We start from the raw sequence: 20,055 nt of genomic DNA on the forward strand, positions 1-20,055 counted from the left end.
ATTATTAATGGACGAAATATTTGATAAATTACAGGCCGTTGTTGATCGGTATGATGAACTTAATGAACTGATTAGTGATCCTGAAGTGATTGCTGATACTCAAAAATTTATGAAGCTTTCAAAAGAAGAGGGCGAGTTACGCGATACAGTTGCGGCATACAACAAGTATAAAAAAGTTACGAAGCAACTTGATGACGATGAAGAGCTGCTTCGTGAAAAAATCGATGATGCTGATTTTGAGACCATGGTTAAGGATGAAATTGCCGATTTTAAGGATCAAAAGGCAAAACTGGAAGATCAATTAAAAGTCATGCTGTTGCCGAAAGATCCAAATGATGATAAAAATATTATCATGGAAATTCATGGCGCTGCCGGCGGTGATGAGGGTAGCTTATTTGCTGCAGATTTATTTAGTATGTACTCAAAGTATGCAGAACGACAAGGTTGGAAAGTTGAAGTAGTCGATAAAAGTGAGACTGAAGTAGGCGGATTTAAAGAAATTGTCTTGATGATTACTGGAGATAAGGTTTATTCCAAGTTAAAGTATGAAAATGGGGCTCACCGAGTTCAACGAGTTCCAGTGACGGAATCTGCCGGTCGAGTGCATACGTCAACGGCAACGGTTGGGGTGATGCCTGAGGAAGAAGATGTTGACATTGATATCGACCCAAAGGATATTCGAGTTGATGTTTATCGATCTTCTGGAGCCGGCGGTCAGCACATTAACAAAACTTCTTCGGCTGTTCGAATGACACATTTGCCAACCGGAATTGTTGTGGCAATGCAAGATGAACGATCTCAACAACAGAATCGTGCCAAAGCCATGAAAATTTTGAAGGCCAGAGTCTATGATTACTATGCACAACAAGAACAGGACCAATATAATGCGGAACGAAAGTCAGCGATTGGGACCGGTGATCGTTCAGAACGAATCAGGACATATAATTACCCGCAAAACCGAGTAACAGATCATCGGATTGGGCTGACATTAAATAAACTGGATAAAGTAATGAACGGAGAACTTGATGATATTATTGATGCATTGATTTTATCCGACCAGGCTAAAAAACTCGAGAATTTAACCCATGAATAAGCCAAAAGCCCCAACGTATTTTGAAGCCCGGAAATGGGCTTCTTTTCGTATTCAAAACTATTCTGAATTGGATATGTATGATGTTGACTTCCTGCTGCAAAAGCGATTCGGCTTTTCAACAGCCGACATGTTGATTCATTATCACGACCAGATGCCACCCGATCGTTGGCAACAATTTCAAACTGACCTTAACCAGCTTCTGTTGGGCAAACCTGTTCAATATATTGTTCAGCAGGCTGATTTTTACGGGATGACTCTGACAGTTAATCAGCATGTTCTAATTCCTAGGGTTGAAACTGAAGAACTGGTTGATTGGATTTTAAGTGAAACTAACGATAAGAGTCAAGAACCGCTTTCCGTTTTGGATATTGGCACTGGAAGTGGTGCCATTGCCATTGCATTAAAAAAGAACCGTCCTGATTGGCAATTATCTGCTAGCGATATTTCAACAGAGGCATTAAAAGTTGCCAAAGAAAATGCTAAAAATCAGGGAACTACCATTAATTTTATTGTCAGCGATGTTTTTACAAAAATTAAATCGGCTTTTGACATCATTGTTTCGAATCCACCTTATATTGCGACAAATGAGGAGGCTTACATGGATCGACAGGTTCTCAATTATGAGCCTAAAATAGCTTTATTTGCGGCTGATAAGGGACTTGCGATATACAAACGGTTGGCTGAGGGGCTCAGTTCTCATTTAAAACCGGCTGGAAAATTATTTGTTGAAATTGGGTTTCGACAAGAAAGTGCAGTTGAACATATTTTTAAGACACAACTGCCAAAGTCGAAAGTAAGGGCGAGACATGATATTACAGGAAACCAGCGAATGATTGAATTGGATAAAGGAGACAAGTAATGGAAACTTTAATGCTAACTAAGAAAGAAATTGATCAAGCCGCGGCTTTAATTCGCCAAGGTGAATTGGTTTCTTTTCCGACTGAAACCGTTTATGGCTTAGGAGCCGATGCAACTAATGAGGCGGCAGTTAAGAAAGTATACGCAGCCAAAGGGCGCCCCAGTGATAATCCGTTAATCGTTACCGTGTCATCTGAAGAAATGGTGCAAAAATATGTTGACCACATCAGTTCAGATGCCCAAAAGTTGATCGATCGATTTTGGCCGGGCTCATTAACAATGATTTTTAAACTTAAGCCGCATGCGTTATCAAAAGCGGTTACCGGTGGGCTCGAAACAGCAGCTTTTCGATTTCCCAACAACCAGTTGACACTTGATTTAATAACCAAAGCCGGTGTTCCAATTGTTGGACCATCTGCCAATACGTCGGGTAAGCCAAGTCCCACTACGGCGAAACACGTTTACCATGATTTGAACGGCAAGATTGCGGCGATTCTGGATGATGGGCCAACAACCGTTGGTGTAGAATCAACGGTCCTGGATATGTCTGTTGAAACACCGTCAATTTTACGACCCGGAGCAGTAACCAAAGATGATATTGAGAACGTCATTCACCGAAAAGTGATCGACGAATTGCATCATGTTGGGACCAATCAAACACCCAAAGCCCCGGGCATGAAGTATAAACACTATGCGCCAAATGCTCAAGTCTACATTGTGGATCCGGATGATAGTTGGTTGGAAGTTGCCAAATGGATCGAAGAACATCCCCAACCAGTCGGCGTTATGGCCTTTGACCAAGTGATTTCATCAATTGACTGGCCAATGAACGCCCAATTGATTACGCTTGGAAGTAATTCCCGAACAGCAAGCCATGATTTGTTCGCAGATCTTCGGGAATTCGACAATCATCCGGAAATAAAAATAATTTTTACTCAAGGCCTTAAGCCGTCTGGGATTGCTGAAGCTTATATGAATCGATTGAACAAATCCGCTGGGCAAATGCATTTCAAGCAGTTATAATCATATATATACCAAATAAAAAATAATGAGGTGTTGCAGTTGAACTACGATTACAAACAGGAAGATCCCGAACTATGGGATGCAATCGCACATGAGGAAAATCGCCAAGAACATAACATCGAATTGATTGCTTCTGAGAACATCGTTTCGAATGCAGTTCGAGCCGCCCAGGGATCCGTTTTAACCAATAAGTACGCGGAAGGTTATCCGGGCAAACGTTACTATGGTGGATGCGAATTTATTGATGTTGTTGAACAATTGGCAATTGATCGGGCTAAGGAATTGTTTGGCGCTGAATATGCAAATGTTCAACCACATTCCGGATCTCAGGCAAATCAAGCGGTTTATGCAGCATTGCTAAAACCGGGTGATAAAATTTTAGGCATGGGGTTGGACGCCGGCGGCCATTTAAGTCATGGTGCCAAGGTCAGCTTCTCCGGAAAATTGTATGACGCTTATTCATATGGTCTTGATCCGAAAACCCAATTGATTGATTATGATCAAGTGGCTAAAATCGCCGAAGATGTTCAACCAAAATTAATTATTGCCGGCGCTTCTGCCTATAGCCGGATTATCGATTGGGATAAATTCCGTGCAATTGCAGATTCAGTTGGCGCTTATTTAATGGTTGATATGGCCCATATTGCGGGATTGGTAGCAGCTGGCCTTCATCCTAGTCCGGTACCGGTTGCCGATGTTGTGACAACGACCACCCATAAGACACTCAGGGGACCACGTGGAGGTCTGATTTTAGCGAAAGCAAAGTATGCCAAAAAGTTAAATTCGGCCGTTTTCCCAGGCAGTCAGGGTGGCCCGCTGGAACATGTTATCGCTGGAAAAGCCGCTGCTTTTTATGAAGATTTGCAACCCTCATTTAAGAAATATGCTGAACAGATTATTAAGAATGCTCAAGCAATGGCCTCAGTTTTTCAAGCTTCAGACCGGGTGTCTGTTTTGACCGGTGGGACAGATAATCATTTGATGACCATTAATTTGACTCAGACTGGCTTAAATGGGCAGGAACTTCAAAATACGTTGGATACCGTTCACATTACCACTAATAAAGAATCAATTCCTAACGATCCTTTGCCACCTTCGAAAACCAGTGGCCTTCGTTTAGGAACTCCAGCAATTACGACCCGTGGATTCGATGAAGAAGACGCGAAACAAGTCGCCAAACTGATTCTCCAAGTTATTGGTGACCCAACTAATGATGCTAACTTAAAGGAAGTTGCTGCTAAAGTTGAACAGTTGACTCAGAAACATCCTTTGGATTAATGGTTAATATTTTTTACACCATTTAAAAGTAGAATTGCGACAGGTCGAACAAAGTTTTTGATAAAATCGATTTTCAGAAATTTTGTGTTGTGTGTCGAAAAGCCGAAACTAATTTTAGTTTCGGCTTTTTTTACGAAATTGCACCTGTTATATGTGATACAATTATCTAGAAATAAAAAAAGGAGTGGGAATAAATGGGTAAGTTTCAAGTCATGGATCATCCGCTGATTCAGCATAAGTTAACAATCATTCGGGACAAAAACTGCGGGACTAAAGAATTCCGTGAAATTGTTAATGAAATTGCAAATTTGATGGCGTTCGAAGTTACTCGCGATATGCCTTTGGAAGATGTTGATGTTCAGACTCCTGAAGGTGTTGCACACGCCAAACAAATTTCTGGTAAGAAAGTCGCAATTGTCCCTATTTTGCGTGCCGGTATTGGGATGGTTGACGGCATTTTGGATTTGATCCCAGCTGCCAAAGTAGGTCACATCGGGATGTATCGTGATGAGAAAACGTTGGAACCGCATGAATATTTTGTTAAATTGCCGTCTGATATTGATCAACGGCAAATTTTTGTGGTTGATCCGATGTTGGCAACGGGTGGCTCATCGATCATGGCGATTGATGCTTTGAAGAAGCGTGGCGCCTCAAACATTAAATTTGTTTGCCTGGTGGCGGCTCCAGAAGGTGTCAAGGCACTTCAAAAAGCGCACCCGGATGTTGACATTTATGCGGCTGCTTTGGATCAAAAGTTAAACGATAAAGGTTACATTGTTCCTGGTCTTGGAGATGCTGGCGACCGATTATTTGGAACCAAGTAATCAAAATTTGATTGCAACTATTTGCTGCAATCTTTTTCGTTACGCACTAATTGTGAGTCAGAAAATTTACAAATGATCAAATATTGACCAATGAGCGGTCTCATATTTACGGGCCTTGACGTTGTGAAAACAAAGTGGTAAAAGTTATTAAATTTAATAATTATTCGGAAGTAATTTATCGGCTCTTTCATTTTATTTTCAGTTTTTAATGTGACAAGTCGTTGTAAGTTGCGTCAAGTCCCTAATCTGGCGGGGAGTATAGCGTGTCAATATTGTTTTGAATTTTGTAATGAATGGTGGTATAGTTTCAATTGTATTTGGATGCTGAGATGTATTCATTACCATCGCAAAGTTCACTTTGGTATTAATGTCTTCCCGACCGAATAACCAGATTGACCAGCTTGCGTAGATTATGTCGTAGAAAGAGGTGAGATTTGAATGACCATTGGAGGGTCTAATCATACTTTTACATTCTTAGGACTGACGTTTAACGCAGGTAACATGATTTCAATTTTGATCGCTTGTTTGATCGTTTTAGCGCTAGTCTTTGCGCTTTCCAGGCACATTACAATGAAACCTGGAAAGTCACAAAACGTTCTGGAATATGCCGTTGATTTTACCAACGGGATTGTAGGTGGTTCAATTCCCGGAGAAGCAAGTAAGATGTTAGGCTTATGGGGCTTTACATTATTTATGTTCTTGCTGGTCGCCAATAACATGGGACTATTTTTGCACGTTGACGTCTCAGGCATTACGTATGTGAAAAGCCCGACTTCTGATCCGGTTGTGACGATGACCTTTTCTCTTATGACCCTAACGCTTGCCCAATTTTTGGGTGTTCGCACTTTGGGTTATAAGAAACACTTTGAGAATTATCTCAAACCGTTTAAGCCATTTTTAATTGTTAACCTGTTTGAGGAATTCACCAATTTCTTGACGCTGGGTTTACGATTGTTTGGTAACATTCTTTCAGGAGAAATGCTTCTGACAATGATTACTGGAATGGCAACTGGCGGAGGACCGGTTATGTGGATAGGTATGTTACCACTTGAACTGATCTGGCAAGGCTTCTCAGTCTTTATTTCTTGTATTCAGGCCTATGTTTTTGTGACATTGTCGTCTGTGTACATTTCTCAAAAGATTGAGGTAGAAGAAGTATAAACAACATATTTTTAAGGAGGATTATTAATTATGGGAGCAATCGCTGCAGGTATCGCTATGGCAGGCGCCGCAATCGGTGGTGCTATTGGTGATGGTATTTTAATTGCTAAGATGTTGGAAGGTATGGCACGTCAGCCGGAATTATCTGGTCAACTCCGTGGGAACATGTTTATCGGTGTTGGTTTGGTTGAAGCGATGCCGATTATCGCCTTCGTTGTTGCTTTACTGGTTATGAACAAGTAGTTAGACTAGTATTGCTAAAATAACAAAGAAGGAGGTGCCAATTAATGTTTTCATATTCGGTAGTTGGAGCTCAACTTTATACCGGTGACATGGTGTTTGTTATGATCAGTTTCTTGATCTTAATGTATTTGATCAAACTGATTGCATGGAAGCCGATTACTAAGATGATGCAAAAGCGTTCTGATAAGATCGCAAGTGATATTGATTCCGCGAAGGATTCCCGTGATAAAGCAGCTGAACTTGCCAAACAGCGTCAAGCTGAGTTGGATAAAACTCGTGAAGATGCCAACAAGTTAATCACCACTGCTAAACAGAACGGTCAGCAACAGCGCGAACAAATCATTGAGGATGCTCGAAATGAAGCATCTAATCTTAAGAGTTCTGCTGAGAAGGATATTGAACAACAGCGACAAGAAGCTTTGGCTAATTCTCGTAAAGATGTGGCAAGCCTTTCAATTGAAATTGCATCCAAGATCATTTCAAAAGAATTGAATGAAGAAGATCAAAAAGGGCTGGTCGATTCTTACATTGAAGGGTTGGGTAAGCAGAAATGAAATCAACGAATGTAACAGCAGCCAAAAAATATGCCAAAGCAATGTTTGAAGTTCTGACAGATGCTAAGGACCTTGAAACTGGTTATGCTGATTTAATTGAACTTCGTAAAGTTTTTGTTGCCAATCCCAAGTTGATTGATATTCTTGATGATATTCGAGTTAGCGACGATCAAAAAAAATCATTACTGGCTCCTATCACCGAAAATGCATCAGATTTTATTAAGAACTTCTTGAAAGTAGTCGCTAGTTATCGACGATTCCCTGACATTATTGCCATTATCGATCAATTTCAAAAGTTATATGAAGATGATAAAAAAATTGTTCGAGCAGAAGTTGTCTCGGCAACTAAATTGGATAGTGATCAGCAGGATCGTTTAGCCAAAGCTTTTGAGAAGCGGGTTGGTGCCGCTAAGGTCATTTTTGACACGAAAGTGGACAAGTCACTTATCGGTGGGATCGTCATTAAATCTTCCGATGTCATTATTGATGGCAGTGTTAAAACTCGGATTAATAAAGTAAAGGATTTGCTGTTGAACTAACGATATCTATTTAAAGAGGTGAAACTTATGAGCATTAAAGCTGAGGAAATCAGTGCTCTTATCAAGCAACAATTGCAAGGCTACCAAAACGAGCTTGATGTTAAAGAAACGGGTATCGTTACATATGTTGGTGATGGTATCGCTCGTGCGCATGGTCTTGAAAATGCGTTAGCTGGAGAGTTGCTCGACTTCGGCCATGGCGTTTTCGGAATGGTTCAAAACCTTGAAACTAATGATGTTGGTATCATGATTTTAGGTGATGATACAAACATCCGTGAAGGTGATTCTGTAAAACGAACTGGTCGGATTATGGAAGTTCCCGTTGGGGACGAGATGATTGGACGAGTGGTTAATTCACTTGGTCAACCGATTGATGGAAAAGGACCTATTAAGGCCGATGATCATAAGGCAATTGAACACAAAGCACCAGGTGTTATGGATCGGCAATCTGTTTTCGAACCATTACAGACTGGTATCAAAGCGATTGATTCACTTATTCCAATTGGACGTGGTCAGCGTGAATTGATCATTGGTGACCGTAAGACTGGGAAAACGTCGATTGCGATTGATACAATTTTGAATCAAAAAGATCAAAATATGAAGTGTATCTATGTGGCGATTGGCCAAAAGGAATCCACTGTTCGTTCATCGGTTACCACCCTTGAAAAATACGGTGCAATGGATTACACAACTGTTATTTCAGCTGGGCCTTCCGAACCGGCATCTCTGTTATATATTGCACCATATGCCGGTGCAACCATGGGTGAATATTTCATGCACAAAGGTCAGCATGTCCTGATTGTGTATGATGATTTATCAAAACAGGCGGATGCTTATCGTGAACTGTCATTGATTCTTCGTCGTCCTCCTGGTCGTGAAGCTTATCCTGGTGATATTTTCTATACCCACTCACGATTATTGGAGCGGGCTGCCAAGTTAAGTGATAAATTAGGTGGCGGCTCAATGACTGCTTTACCAATCGTTGAAACCCAAGCTGGTGATGTTTCAGCTTATATTCCAACCAACGTTATTTCGATTACTGATGGTCAAATTTTCTTGGATGCCGATAGTTTTTACTCAGGTGTTCGACCGGCCGTGGATGCCGGAACCTCAGTTTCTCGAGTTGGTGGGGATGCGCAGGTTAAAGCGATGAAGAAAGTTGCCGGAACCTTGCGTCTTGATTTGGCTTCATATCATGAATTGGAATCCTTTGCTCAATTTGGGTCTGATCTTGATGAAGCGACTCAAGCTAAGTTGAATCGAGGAGCTCGGACGGTTGAAGTTTTGAAACAACCACTGCACTCTCCAATTCCAGTTGAAAAACAAGTTTTGATCTTGTACTGCTTGACACACGGTTTCTTGGATAAAATCGAAATTGATGATATCCTTCGTTACCAAAATGAGTTATTTGGTTTCTTTGATCACTCACACAAGGATCTATTAGATGAAATTGCCAAGAGTGGTAACTTACCTGATACATCAAAATTGGATACAGCGATTAAAGAATTTGAAGAAACTTTCCAACCAAGCAATCAGGATGATGGTCAGTCAACTGCCTCAAACGACGATCAAAAATCAACTGCAACAAATGACTAGTTTTTAAGGAGGGTGAGATTACATGCCTGCTTCGCTTAACGATGTTAAACATCGGATTACTTCTACAAAGAAGACGCGTCAAATTACCAATGCGATGGAAATGGTTTCGCAAGCTAAGTTGAATCAAATTCAAAAGCATACGGCAAGTTACGCGGAATATGCAAGCCAAGTAAAATCTGTAGTTATGCATTTAGCTCAGTCGCATATTCTTGACGGGCTAAAATCCTCAGGTCATTCAGCAGATAATGATCAGTCTAAAACTAAGAGAACTGCCTATTTAGTTATCACCTCCGATCGTGGAATGGTGGGTAGCTATAATGCCAATGTCATTAGAGACTCTAATGAGTTCATCAGTAAACATTCCGGCGGTTCAAATGATTATACGATTATCGCTGTTGGCGGTAATGGTTCTGATTTTTATAAGAAACGCGGTGAAAACGTTTCTTATGAGTATCGGGGTGTAAGTGATGTACCGACATTCAACGAAGTGCGTCAAATTGTCAAAATGATTACATCGATGTATGATAAAGGTGAATTTGATGAGTTGTATGTTTGCTACGAACACTTTGTTAACCGTTTGATTTCTCGATTCAGAGCCGAAAAAATGCTTCCGATTGATAGTGAAGCAATTCAGGGTGAAGCAAGTCAAGAAATTAAAACCAAAGAATTAAGTGCTGAGTATGATGTTGAGCCATCTGAAAAAGAAGTATTGAGTGTCGTATTGCCGCAGTATTCTGAAAGTTTGGTTTATGGTGCGATTTTGGATGCTAAAACATCCGAACACGCTTCCAGTGCAACTGCAATGAAGTCAGCTTCGGATAATGCCGATGATTTGATTTCTTCGTTGGAGTTGCAATATAACCGAGCTCGTCAAGCAGCAATTACGACTGAAATTACTGAAATCACTGGTGGTCAGGAAGCTCTTAAGTCAGATAACAATTAGATGGAGGAATTAACTAACATGAGTACTGGTAAAGTTATACAAGTTATCGGACCAGTCGTTGACGTTGAGTTCTCCTTGGACGACAAATTGCCAGAAATTAACACCGCTTTACGAATTCACTTGGACAACGATCAAGCGTTGGTTGTCGAAGTTGCCCTTGATTTAGGTGACGGTGTTGTTCGAACAATCGCGATGGATGGAACCGATGGTCTTCGTCGTGGAATGGAAGTTGAAAATACGGAAGCTTCCATTAGTGTTCCTGTTGGTAATGACACACTTGGTCGTGTGTTTAATGTTCTTGGAGAACCAATTGATGGTGGTCCAGAATTTGGCCCGGATGCAGAACGCTGGCCAATTCACCGTGAAGCACCAAAGTATGATGAATTAAATCCATCTACTGAGATTCTTGAAACTGGAATTAAAGTGATTGATTTGTTGGAACCATACATTCGTGGTGGGAAAGTTGGATTATTCGGTGGTGCCGGTGTTGGTAAGACCGTTTTGATTCAGGAATTAATTCATAACATTGCCCAAGGACACAATGGGATCTCCGTGTTTACCGGTGTTGGTGAACGAACCCGTGAAGGTAATGATATGTACTTCGAAATGAAGGGGTCCGGCGTGCTTGCCAAAACCGCCATGGTTTATGGACAGATGAATGAGCCACCTGGTGCCCGAATGCGGGTAGCCTTAACCGGTTTAACCATTGCTGAATACTTCCGTGATGAAGCGGGTCAGGATGTGCTGTTGTTTATCGACAACATTTTCCGATTTACACAAGCGGGTTCTGAAGTATCGGCCTTGCTTGGCCGGATTCCTTCTGCCGTTGGTTATCAGCCAACTTTGGCAACTGAAATGGGCCAATTACAGGAACGAATTACGTCAACTAAGAAGGGTGCTATTACATCGATTCAGGCCGTTTATGTGCCTGCTGATGACTATACCGACCCTGCGCCGGCAACGACATTTGCCCATTTGGATGCCACTACCAACCTGGAACGTTCATTGACGCAGCAAGGAATTTATCCAGCCGTTGATCCGTTGGCTTCAACCTCATCGGCTTTGGATCCACAAATTGTTGGTCAGGAACATTACGAGGTAGCCACTGAGGTTCAGCACGTTTTGCAACGGTACCGCGAACTTCAAGATATCATTTCAATTCTTGGAATGGATGAATTGTCTGATGAAGAAAAGACAATTGTTAACCGTGCCCGGAGAATTCAATTCTTCTTGTCACAGAGTTTCTCTGTTGCAGAACAGTTTACCGGCTTACCTGGTAAATATGTACCAGTTGCCGATACGGTAAAAGGCTTCAAAGAAATCCTTGAAGGCAAGTACGATGATATTCCTGAAGATGCATTCCGTAATTGCGGGCCAATCGAAGATGTCGTTGCTAATGCCAAAAAGATGCAGGGTAATACTGCTACCGACACAAGTGACGAGAAGCAAAGTGCTGCAAACTAGGGAGGGAGTTTAAATGGCTGACAGTTCAGTTATTAACATTAGTATTGTTACTCCCGATGGACAAGTTTATGAGCATCGCGCTGCTGACATGATAGTTGTTTCAACACAATCGGGACAACTTGGAATCATGGCTAATCACGTGCCAATTATTGCAACTTTGGATGTTGATGAAACTCGAGTTAAGTATGGCGATCAAGAAGACGAAATTGCTGTAAATGGTGGTTTCATCGAGTTCTCAAATAATATTGCAACGATTGTGGCTGATAGTGCTGAAAATCAAAGTGATATTGATGTTGCTCGAGCAGAAAATGCTAAGGAACGTGCTCAGAGATTGATTTCTGAGGCCCGTCAAAAGCATGATCAGGCAGCTTTGGATCGAGCGCAAGTTGCGTTACGAAGAGCAATTAACCGAATTAATGTTGCTAAAAAATAATTAAAAATGATTGAATGAGATCGAGGCAAGCGTTATTGTTGCTTCGGTCTTTTTTCATTTGATAAGATAGAAGAATCAACTTGTTTTCCAGCAATCGCGAACAATGTGTGATAGTGAACAAATGTCCTCTTTTTTCACTAAAAAACTTGATGTTTCTTGATTTAATGGCCTTCTAAAAAGCGGTGATCTGATCGATAAACGCACACTATTTCTAAAAAAGTGCGAAAAGAAGAGACAAGTTTCCGTCTTTATGATATAGTTGTCAGTGAATTGGGGGAATTTTGATGAAAATGATTGGCATTCAAGCCATCGTAACACTTGTTACGTATTTTCTATTTATTGCAATGGCATTTAGGAGTGTTCAAGAAATCCACATCGAGCGTTACATCCCTCTTCGTGCTTTGCCAGGGAGACTATTGATCGTGCTGTTGTCAATTACGATTGGCTATGCATGTGCGCAATTTTTCCTTTCGGTAATCACTAATATTCAAAATTTAATTTATCTTTTTAAATAAATGTAGGAGGCGTTCTTGTGGAAAAAATAATTGTACATGGTGGTAATCCATTAAAGGGCAGGGTACATATTGACGGAGCAAAGAATGCTGTGTTGCCGATTCAGGCAGCAACAATTCTAGCAAGTGAAGGTCAAACGACAATTTCTAATGTGCCGTTATTATCCGATGTCTATACAATGAACAATGTCTTAAGATTTTTAAACGTTAAGGTGGACTTTGAAGAATCACGCAACGAAATAACGTTTGACGCATCTTCTAAAGTTTCTAGTGAAGCACCTTTTGAATATGTTTCAAAAATGCGGGCTTCAATTGTTGTGATGGGTCCCTTGTTAGCGCGATTAGGTCATGCTAAAGTTGCACTTCCCGGGGGTTGTGCAATTGGATCTCGACCGATTGATTTGCACTTAAAGGGATTCGAAGCTTTGGGTGCCCGCATTGAACAGCACGATGGCTATGTTGAAGCAACTGCTCCCGATGGCTTAGTTGGAACTGACATTTATTTGGACTTTCCAAGCGTTGGTGCAACCCAGAATATTATGATGGCAGCAACTCTGGCAGTTGGCAAGACTGTTATTCAAAATGCTGCTCGAGAGCCTGAAATCGTTGATTTGGCCAACGTCTTAAACAAAATGGGTGCTAAAGTCGTGGGTGCTGGAACTGAACAAATTCGGATCCAAGGCGTTTCGAAACTTCATGGGACAACGCATTCAGTTGTCCAAGATCGAATTGAAGCAGGAACCTTTATGATCGCTGCAGCCGTTACAAAGGGTGACGTTTTAGTTGAGGATGCAATTGCTGAGCACAATAAACCACTTATCTTAAAAATGCGGGAAATGGGCATTTCGGTTACTGAAACGGATGCCGGTATTCGCGTAATCGGTCCTGATCAATTAAAACCAGTTGATGTCAAAACGCTGCCTCATCCTGGCTTCCCGACGGATTTACAGCCACAAATGACCATTTTACAGCTTGCCGCAACGGGAGATAGTACGATGACGGAAACCGTTTTCGAGAATCGATTTATGCATATGGAAGAATTACGGCGGATGAATGCCAAGTATACCATTTCTGGTCGAACAGTTATTATGAACGGGCCGACTGATTTTAACGGGGCCGAAGTAGCAGCAACGGATCTGCGGGCTGCGGCAGCTTTAGTAATCGCCGGTCTGGTTGCTAAAGGCTACACTCAAGTCTGCAATCTTCAGTATTTGGATCGCGGCTATCATGATTTCCACAAAAAATTAGCCAGCTTAGGTGCTGAAATTAAACGTGGTGACGTTGATGATGATTCAATTATCGTCAATCAGACGTCAACTGCTAGACATTTTAAATAGCTGATGAAGAGACTGGGTGGAAGCGCATAATGTTTCCAACCCGGTTTTTTTATCAGGTTACTTAAATATTTTCTAAAGTCTTCAATGATTGTTGAGAATACTTAAGAACTGTTAGAAACTAACAATAGATGTGATATAATTAGTTTTTGAGATTAAAGTTTTTCAGGAGGAAGTTCACAGATGGCAAAAGACATAGGAATTGACTTAGGGACTGCTAACGTACTGATATACGTTGCCGGAAAGGGGATTGTTTTAAATGAACCTTCAGTTGTGGCAATTGATACCAGGACCGGCAAGGCATTGGCAGTTGGAACAGAAGCATATCGGATGGTCGGTCGAACACCAAGTAATATCCGGGCGATCCGTCCATTAAAAGATGGTGTCATTTCTGATTTTGATATTACTGAAGAAATGCTGACTTATTTCATCAATAAATTAGACGTTAAGGGATTCATGTCCAAGCCAAAAATCATGATCTGTGCGCCAACTAATGTAACTGAAATTGAACGCAATGCGATCGTTCAAGCAGCCGAAAAGGCAGGCGGCGGTCAAGTCTACTTGGAAGAAGAACCCAAGGTAGCCGCTGTAGGTGCTGGAATGGATATCTTCCAACCACGTGGAAATATGGTCATTGATATGGGTGGTGGTACCAGTGATATTGCCGTTATTTCATTAGGTGATATTGTTGCCAGCAAATCGATTCGAACGGCTGGTGACAAAATGAATACAGAGATTGTGACTTATATCAAACAAAAGCATGGCTTGATTATTGGTGAACACACTGCTGAAAAGATCAAAATTGAAATTGGTACTGCTAAAAAAGACGAAAAAGATGTTAAAAAATTAGAAGTTCGGGGCCGGGATGCTGTTTCAGGAATGCCCCGTGCCATCACAATTGATAGCAACGAAGTGGCTGATGCAATTGCTGATACAGTTCAATTAATTGTTGATGGTGCCAAAGAGGTTTTGGAAATTATTCCACCTGAGTTGGCTTCAGATATTGTTGATCGTGGGATTATGCTGACGGGTGGTGGCGCCCTGTTACGCAATATTGATCAAGTCATTGCCGATGCTTTGACAGTCCCAGTAATTATTTCTGAAAACCCCTTGGATAACGTTGCAAAGGGTGCCGGTGTTTTATTGGAACAGTATATTAAGAATCCGAAGTTAAAAGCTCAATCGAAGTAAAGTAGGTAGTTGATTGAAAAAAATTCTAATGATGCTTGTACATGGTTATCAGCGGTTTATATCGCCTCTTTTCCCGCCTACGTGCCGATATTACCCAACTTGCAGTAATTATATGCTAACGGCTTTAAAGAAGCACGGTGCGTTTAAGGGGACGATTATGGGGATTGCTCGAATTTTAAGATGCCATCCCTTTGTTCGTGGTGGTTATGATCCGGTGCCAGATCATTTTACGATTTTTAGAAACAAATCTGCTCGAGATGAGTATCGTAAAACAATGCATTTGAAATAGGAGGATTCGATGAGCAAATCAATTAAAAGTATTAATGTTGAAATCAAGGATTCCAAGGATCAAAATGGTCACCAAGTTTCCGATTTGATGATTGGCCGTAAAAGAATTGGTTTCATTACAAAGTTAAGTGATAATAAATTTGAAGCCGTCAATACTCATCAAGAGAATTATCATGTTAAAACATTTGATGAAGGTGTTCAGTTACTAATTAAAGACTTCCACCTGCATCATTAATTTGATATTGTGCAACGGGAGGTTTAAATTTGGATACCAAACGCAGTACGGATAAAGAAAAAGAATCCAGAATTGACTGGGGGATCGTTTTTTGTGTCTTAATGTTGGCGTTAATTGGTTTAGCGTCAATTTATGTTGCCGCTACCCATGATTCGAGTGCAACTAGTGTTGTTAAGCAGGTTGCCTCTCAATTAGTATGGTACGTCATTGGGATTGTTGCGGTGATCATTATCATGCAGTTTGATTCAGAACAATTATGGAAGGTAGCGCCACTGGCGTACTGGCTTGGCATACTGCTATTAGCGTGTGTGTTGGTGCTTTACAGTCGAGCGTATTATGTCAATACAGGTGCCAAAAGTTGGTTTTCATTTGCAGGATTAACCTTTCAGCCTTCTGAGGTCATGAAACCCGCGTACATTCTGATGATGGGCCGAGTGATTGTTGAACATAATGACAAGCACCCTTTGAAAACGGTTCGTAGTGACTGGTTACTAATTGGTAAAATGATTCTTTGGACGATTCCGGTAGCCATTCTGTTAAAATTGCAAAATGATTTTGGGACAATGTTGGTTTTCTTTGCAATTCTGGGTGGAATGATTATTGTTTCTGGAGTTACTTGGAAGATTATCTTACCATCAGTGATTACGATCTTTGGCCTTGCTGGAACCGCTTTGGCTTTAGTGATTCCTGAAGCCGGGAGAAAGATTCTGGAAAAAGTTGGCTTTCAAGCTTATCAGTTCAATCGGGTCGATACTTGGTTGCATCCGTCTGCTGATACCTCTAATCAAGGGTATCAGCTTTGGCAAAGCATGAAAGCTATCGGATCGGGTGGCATTTTTGGCACTGGTTTTGATAAGTCACATGTGTACGTACCAGTTCGTGAATCAGACATGATTTTTTCGGTAATCGGAGAAAATTTTGGCTTTATCGGCAGTTGTATTCTGATTTTGCTTTATTTTTTGTTGATTTATCAGATGATAAAGGTTACATTTGAAACACGGAATGTTTTTTATGCTTATATCTCTACCGGCGTTATTATGATGATTTTGTTTCACGTTTTCGAAAATGTCGGGATGAGTGTTGGGCTGTTGCCGTTAACTGGGATTCCACTACCGTTTGTTAGCGCTGGTGGATCGGCACTGATTGGTAATATGATTGGTATTGGTCTCATCATGTCAATGCAGTACCATAACAAGAGCTACATGTTTGGTGAGGATAAAGAATTTTCTTAAAGGGATGGATTAATAATGGACACAAAGTACTATTGGACAGATGAAGATAATGGTGTTGTCACGGTTGGCTTAACTCCAGAAGGCCAAAATGAATTAGGAAATATTACATTTGTTTCGCTACCTAAGGTGGGAACTTCCTTGACAACAAAGGATACGTTATTAAATGTGGAAGCAGATAAAGCGGTCTCTGACATTCCAAGCCCGGTTTCTGGTAAAGTAATCGCTGTGAATGATCAGGCGGCTGATGACCCATCGGTTTTAAGCAAGCCGGATAAGTCAGATTCTTGGATTGCAAAAATTCAAAAGTAATCTTGCTTGACGTTGGCGATTAGTGTAGTACACTATCAACTAGTTAAATAACAAAAATGACAAGATGAGTAAGTAAATTTTGCTGAATCAGAGAGCTCAGGTTGGTGAAAATGAGCCAGTGAATTTATTGAAGATGGTCTTGATTGAATTCAGTGCCGGTGAGTAATTTTCAAGTCGGCGATGGTTAACGCCCATTATTCCGTTGAGTATGTTTATACTCTTTGAGGTTGTTATTGAAAAATAGCAACGAATAAAGGTGGTACCGCGGAAAAAGCTTTTCGTCCTTCAGACAATTGGGGTTGTTTGTTGGGCCAAAAGCTTTTTTTAGTACCTAAATATAGTTAGGAGTGAATTGATTTGATTCGGTTTAAAGATGTGTCGAAAGACTACCGCACCAAGGATGGTGCACTAACGGCCGTATCAGACGTCAATATTGAGATCAAAGATGGCGAGATCTTTGGCATAGTTGGTTATTCTGGAGCCGGTAAAAGCACCTTAGTTCGAATGCTGGACGGTCTGGAAGCACCCACACAGGGCGAAATTGACATAAATGGTATTAATATGGCTAAGCTGAAGGGCTATCGACTACGAAAGCAGCGCCAGAAGATTGGTATGATCTTTCAGCATTTTAATCTATTATGGTCCAGAACGGTGATTGATAATATTGCACTACCATTGGAGATCGCCAATGTACCAAAGACTCAACGAATTGCCAGAGCTGAGGAGCTCATTAAATTAGTCGGTTTAGAAGGACGCGAACATTCATATCCGTCTGAACTCTCTGGTGGCCAAAAGCAACGGGTGGGCATCGCTCGGGCTTTGGCTAACGAACCGACAATCTTAATTTCGGATGAAGCAACCAGTGCACTTGATCCCGATACCACCAATGAAGTGTTAGATCTTCTGTTAAAGATTAATAAGCAAATGAATTTGACAATTTTACTGATTACTCATGAAATGCATGCAATTGCCAAAATTTGTCAACAGGTTGCTGTGATGGATTCCGGACGGGTAGTTGAGAGCGGTTCTGTATTTGATGTTTTCCGCCATCCAAAGGAAGAGGTTACCAAGAAATTTGTGAGTGAAGAATTTTCGCCACAGCAAGAAGATTCAACAATGACGTTGGCAGAATTAATTAAAAAATATCCGGATGGTCAAATTCTTAGATTAGTTTTTCATGGGCCACAGGCAGAATTGCCAATTGTTTCAGAGGTTGTAAAACATTATCCTGAATTACAAGTCAATATTTTGGCAGGGGCAATTCGACAAACCCAAGAAGGCGCTTTGGGATCGCTTGATCTCCAGCTAATTGGTGATGAAGAAAAGATTTCAAGTGCGTTGAGTTATCTTCAGAAAATGCACGTAGAAACGGAAGTGATTCATCATGGGTAATGTAACGGGCCTGAAATCATACTTTATTTTTAAAAACGTTGATTGGCCGTCAATGTGGTCAGCAACTTGGGAAACCATTTGGATGACGTTATTATCAATGATCGCAGTGGTTATTTTCGGTATTATTCTTGGCTTGATTTTATACGAAACTAGAATTCATAACGGCCCCGTATTTAGAATCTTAAACTGGATTGTTGGCCTGTTTGTGGACGTCTTTCGATCAATTCCTTTTATTATTTTAATTGTGTTGTTACTACCGGTTACCAAAGAAATGATCGGCACGATTATTGGCCCGAGAGCCGCTTTGCCATCATTAGTTATTTCGGCTTCACCGTTTTATGCGCGGATGGTTGAATCTTATTTTCGGGAAGTTGATGCCGGGGTAATTGAAGCAGCTGAGTCAATGGGCGCGACCACATGGGGAATTATCACAAAGGTTTTGCTGCCTGAAAGTAAGCCGGCATTGATCGCCGGTGCCACCGTGACAACAATTTCACTAATTTCTTACACCGCAATGGCTGGCGCAATTGGAGCTGGTGGACTTGGAAATCTTGCTTATTTGGATGGTTTTCAATCAAACAATAACACTGTAACGTTGGTTGCAACGGTTATTATCTGTTTATTTGTCTTTTTGGTACAGTTTATTGGTGATTTATTAGTTAAAGTGACCGATAAACGAACATTATAATCTTTTTACTTGGAGGGATTTTTACATGAAAAAGAAATTATTGAGTTTATTTGCGGTTTTATTTACGGCATTCCTGTTAGTTGGTTGTTCTTCATCGAGTTCGAGTAAAAAAACAACTACCTTAAAAATTGGTGCCTCAAATGTCCCACATGCTCAAATCTTGCGACATGTCGCACCACAGTTGAAAAAAGAGGGTGTTAATTTAAAGATTACCGTTTTCCAAGATTACGTAATGCCCAATAAGGCGTTAGCTGATAAAGAGCTAGATGCCAACTATTTTCAACATGTCCCATTCTTGAAACAGTGGAATAAAGAAAATCATGGTTCATTAGTTGATGCCGGCGGTGTTCATATTGAGCCAATTGCTGTTTTTTCTAAAAAGGTGAAGAGCCTTAAAGATTTAAAGAAGGGCGCTACCGTTTTGGTAAGCAACAATACACCGGATTATGGCCGAATTCTTCAGTTATTTAAGAACGCCGGTTTAATCACTTTGAAAAAGGGTGTTAATATTGAATCAGCTACTTTTGATGACATTGCTTCAAATCCACGACATCTTAAATTCAAACATAGTTATGAACCAAAGTTAATGCCTCAAATTTATAAGAATGGCGAAGGCGATGCGGTTGTCATTAATGCTAACTACGCCGTTCAAGCCGGTTTGGATCCAAGGAAACAATCCATTGCCATTGAAGGTCGGGATACACCTTATGTTAATATCATTGCGACACGTAAGGGAGATCAGAATAAACCAGCGATTAAGAAGCTGGTCAAGGCACTTCAATCAACTAGCACTCAGAAATGGATTTATAACAAATATAAAGGTGCTGTATTGCCGGTCAAAAATGTTAAGTAAATAGTGTTCATT

General features: G+C 40.8%; 23 protein-coding genes and 1 other annotated feature. All 23 genes read left to right on the top strand.

Annotation, left to right across the window (positions count from 1 at the left end; genetic code table 11):
- The first annotated feature begins 7 nt into the window (after nucleotides 1-7).
- The 23 genes from prfA to ED605_RS02230 all read left to right on the top strand — a co-directional run bounded on the left by prfA (nucleotide 8) and on the right by ED605_RS02230 (nucleotide 20,043).
- On the top strand, nucleotides 8-1,093 hold the full coding sequence (gene prfA, locus ED605_RS02120; protein WP_121977272.1) for a peptide chain release factor 1: 1,086 nt from the start codon (nucleotides 8-10) through the stop codon (nucleotides 1,091-1,093).
- Nucleotides 1,086-1,952 carry a peptide chain release factor N(5)-glutamine methyltransferase gene (prmC, locus tag ED605_RS02125; RefSeq protein WP_121977273.1) on the top strand — a complete coding sequence of 289 codons (867 nt, stop codon included), beginning with the start codon at nucleotides 1,086-1,088 and terminating at the stop codon, nucleotides 1,950-1,952. Before prfA ends, prmC begins: the two co-directional genes overlap by 8 nt.
- Nucleotides 1,952-2,974 (top strand): L-threonylcarbamoyladenylate synthase, encoded by a 1,023-nt coding sequence (locus ED605_RS02130; protein ID WP_121977274.1) that lies wholly within the window; start codon nucleotides 1,952-1,954, stop codon nucleotides 2,972-2,974. The genes prmC and ED605_RS02130 overlap by 1 nt, the downstream gene beginning before the upstream one ends.
- A 30-nt stretch (nucleotides 2,975-3,004) precedes the next feature.
- Nucleotides 3,005-4,252 (top strand): serine hydroxymethyltransferase, encoded by a 1,248-nt coding sequence (gene glyA / locus ED605_RS02135; RefSeq protein ID WP_121977275.1) that lies wholly within the window; start codon nucleotides 3,005-3,007, stop codon nucleotides 4,250-4,252.
- Nucleotides 4,253-4,446: 194 nt separating this feature from the next.
- The gene (gene upp, locus ED605_RS02140; protein WP_121977276.1) at nucleotides 4,447-5,076 is read left to right on the top strand and encodes a uracil phosphoribosyltransferase; all 630 of its coding nucleotides are present in this window, start codon (nucleotides 4,447-4,449) and stop codon (nucleotides 5,074-5,076) included.
- 438 nt (nucleotides 5,077-5,514) lie between these two features.
- Nucleotides 5,515-6,237: a F0F1 ATP synthase subunit A gene (gene atpB / locus ED605_RS02145; protein WP_121977277.1), complete on the top strand. Its 723-nt coding sequence runs from the start codon at nucleotides 5,515-5,517 to the stop codon at nucleotides 6,235-6,237.
- A gap of 30 nt (nucleotides 6,238-6,267) precedes the next feature.
- Nucleotides 6,268-6,480, top strand: coding sequence for a F0F1 ATP synthase subunit C (gene atpE / locus ED605_RS02150; protein WP_003553570.1), 213 nt, complete (start codon nucleotides 6,268-6,270; stop codon nucleotides 6,478-6,480).
- 44 nt (nucleotides 6,481-6,524) lie between these two features.
- The gene (atpF, locus tag ED605_RS02155) at nucleotides 6,525-7,034 is read left to right on the top strand and encodes a F0F1 ATP synthase subunit B (protein ID WP_121977278.1); all 510 of its coding nucleotides are present in this window, start codon (nucleotides 6,525-6,527) and stop codon (nucleotides 7,032-7,034) included.
- The gene (gene atpH, locus ED605_RS02160; RefSeq protein WP_121977279.1) at nucleotides 7,031-7,573 is read left to right on the top strand and encodes an ATP synthase F1 subunit delta; all 543 of its coding nucleotides are present in this window, start codon (nucleotides 7,031-7,033) and stop codon (nucleotides 7,571-7,573) included. Before atpF ends, atpH begins: the two co-directional genes overlap by 4 nt.
- 27 nt (nucleotides 7,574-7,600) lie before the next feature.
- On the top strand, nucleotides 7,601-9,169 hold the full coding sequence (gene atpA / locus ED605_RS02165; protein ID WP_121977280.1) for a F0F1 ATP synthase subunit alpha: 1,569 nt from the start codon (nucleotides 7,601-7,603) through the stop codon (nucleotides 9,167-9,169).
- A 22-nt stretch (nucleotides 9,170-9,191) separates the two neighbouring features.
- On the top strand, nucleotides 9,192-10,112 hold the full coding sequence (locus ED605_RS02170) for a F0F1 ATP synthase subunit gamma (RefSeq protein WP_121977281.1): 921 nt from the start codon (nucleotides 9,192-9,194) through the stop codon (nucleotides 10,110-10,112).
- An 18-nt stretch (nucleotides 10,113-10,130) separates the two neighbouring features.
- Nucleotides 10,131-11,576: a F0F1 ATP synthase subunit beta gene (gene atpD, locus ED605_RS02175; RefSeq protein WP_191981329.1), complete on the top strand. Its 1,446-nt coding sequence runs from the start codon at nucleotides 10,131-10,133 to the stop codon at nucleotides 11,574-11,576.
- Nucleotides 11,577-11,589: 13 nt separating this feature from the next.
- Complete coding sequence (locus ED605_RS02180; RefSeq protein ID WP_121977283.1) at nucleotides 11,590-12,009, top strand: F0F1 ATP synthase subunit epsilon; 420 nt, start codon at nucleotides 11,590-11,592, stop codon at nucleotides 12,007-12,009.
- A 284-nt stretch (nucleotides 12,010-12,293) separates the two neighbouring features.
- Nucleotides 12,294-12,524: a DUF1146 family protein gene (locus ED605_RS02185; RefSeq protein ID WP_121977284.1), complete on the top strand. Its 231-nt coding sequence runs from the start codon at nucleotides 12,294-12,296 to the stop codon at nucleotides 12,522-12,524.
- Between the two features lie 17 nt (nucleotides 12,525-12,541).
- Nucleotides 12,542-13,858 (top strand): UDP-N-acetylglucosamine 1-carboxyvinyltransferase, encoded by a 1,317-nt coding sequence (gene murA, locus ED605_RS02190; RefSeq protein ID WP_121977285.1) that lies wholly within the window; start codon nucleotides 12,542-12,544, stop codon nucleotides 13,856-13,858.
- 180 nt (nucleotides 13,859-14,038) lie between these two features.
- Nucleotides 14,039-15,046, top strand: coding sequence for a rod shape-determining protein (locus tag ED605_RS02195; protein ID WP_121977286.1), 1,008 nt, complete (start codon nucleotides 14,039-14,041; stop codon nucleotides 15,044-15,046).
- A gap of 13 nt (nucleotides 15,047-15,059) precedes the next feature.
- On the top strand, nucleotides 15,060-15,335 hold the full coding sequence (gene yidD, locus ED605_RS02200) for a membrane protein insertion efficiency factor YidD (RefSeq protein ID WP_121977287.1): 276 nt from the start codon (nucleotides 15,060-15,062) through the stop codon (nucleotides 15,333-15,335).
- 9 nt (nucleotides 15,336-15,344) lie between these two features.
- Nucleotides 15,345-15,569 carry a DUF2969 domain-containing protein gene (locus ED605_RS02205; protein ID WP_121977288.1) on the top strand — a complete coding sequence of 75 codons (225 nt, stop codon included), beginning with the start codon at nucleotides 15,345-15,347 and terminating at the stop codon, nucleotides 15,567-15,569.
- 29 nt (nucleotides 15,570-15,598) lie between these two features.
- Nucleotides 15,599-16,801 (top strand): FtsW/RodA/SpoVE family cell cycle protein, encoded by a 1,203-nt coding sequence (locus ED605_RS02210; protein ID WP_121977289.1) that lies wholly within the window; start codon nucleotides 15,599-15,601, stop codon nucleotides 16,799-16,801.
- 15 nt (nucleotides 16,802-16,816) lie between these two features.
- Entirely contained in the window at nucleotides 16,817-17,110 is a 294-nt protein-coding gene (locus tag ED605_RS02215; protein WP_121977290.1) for a glycine cleavage system H family protein, read from the top strand.
- A 47-nt stretch (nucleotides 17,111-17,157) separates the two neighbouring features.
- Nucleotides 17,158-17,399: a binding site (T-box leader), on the top strand.
- A 68-nt stretch (nucleotides 17,400-17,467) separates the two neighbouring features.
- A complete protein-coding gene (locus ED605_RS02220) occupies nucleotides 17,468-18,502 on the top strand; it encodes a methionine ABC transporter ATP-binding protein (protein ID WP_121977291.1) in 1,035 nt (344 codons plus the stop codon).
- Complete coding sequence (locus ED605_RS02225) at nucleotides 18,495-19,190, top strand: methionine ABC transporter permease (protein ID WP_121977292.1); 696 nt, start codon at nucleotides 18,495-18,497, stop codon at nucleotides 19,188-19,190. The genes ED605_RS02220 and ED605_RS02225 overlap by 8 nt, the downstream gene beginning before the upstream one ends.
- A 25-nt stretch (nucleotides 19,191-19,215) precedes the next feature.
- On the top strand, nucleotides 19,216-20,043 hold the full coding sequence (locus ED605_RS02230; protein WP_121977293.1) for a MetQ/NlpA family ABC transporter substrate-binding protein: 828 nt from the start codon (nucleotides 19,216-19,218) through the stop codon (nucleotides 20,041-20,043).
- Nucleotides 20,044-20,055: the final 12 nt, after the last annotated feature.

The sequence above is a fragment of the Lentilactobacillus raoultii genome, from assembly GCF_900411375.1.
In the GTDB taxonomy this organism is placed as follows: domain Bacteria; phylum Bacillota; class Bacilli; order Lactobacillales; family Lactobacillaceae; genus Lentilactobacillus; species Lentilactobacillus raoultii.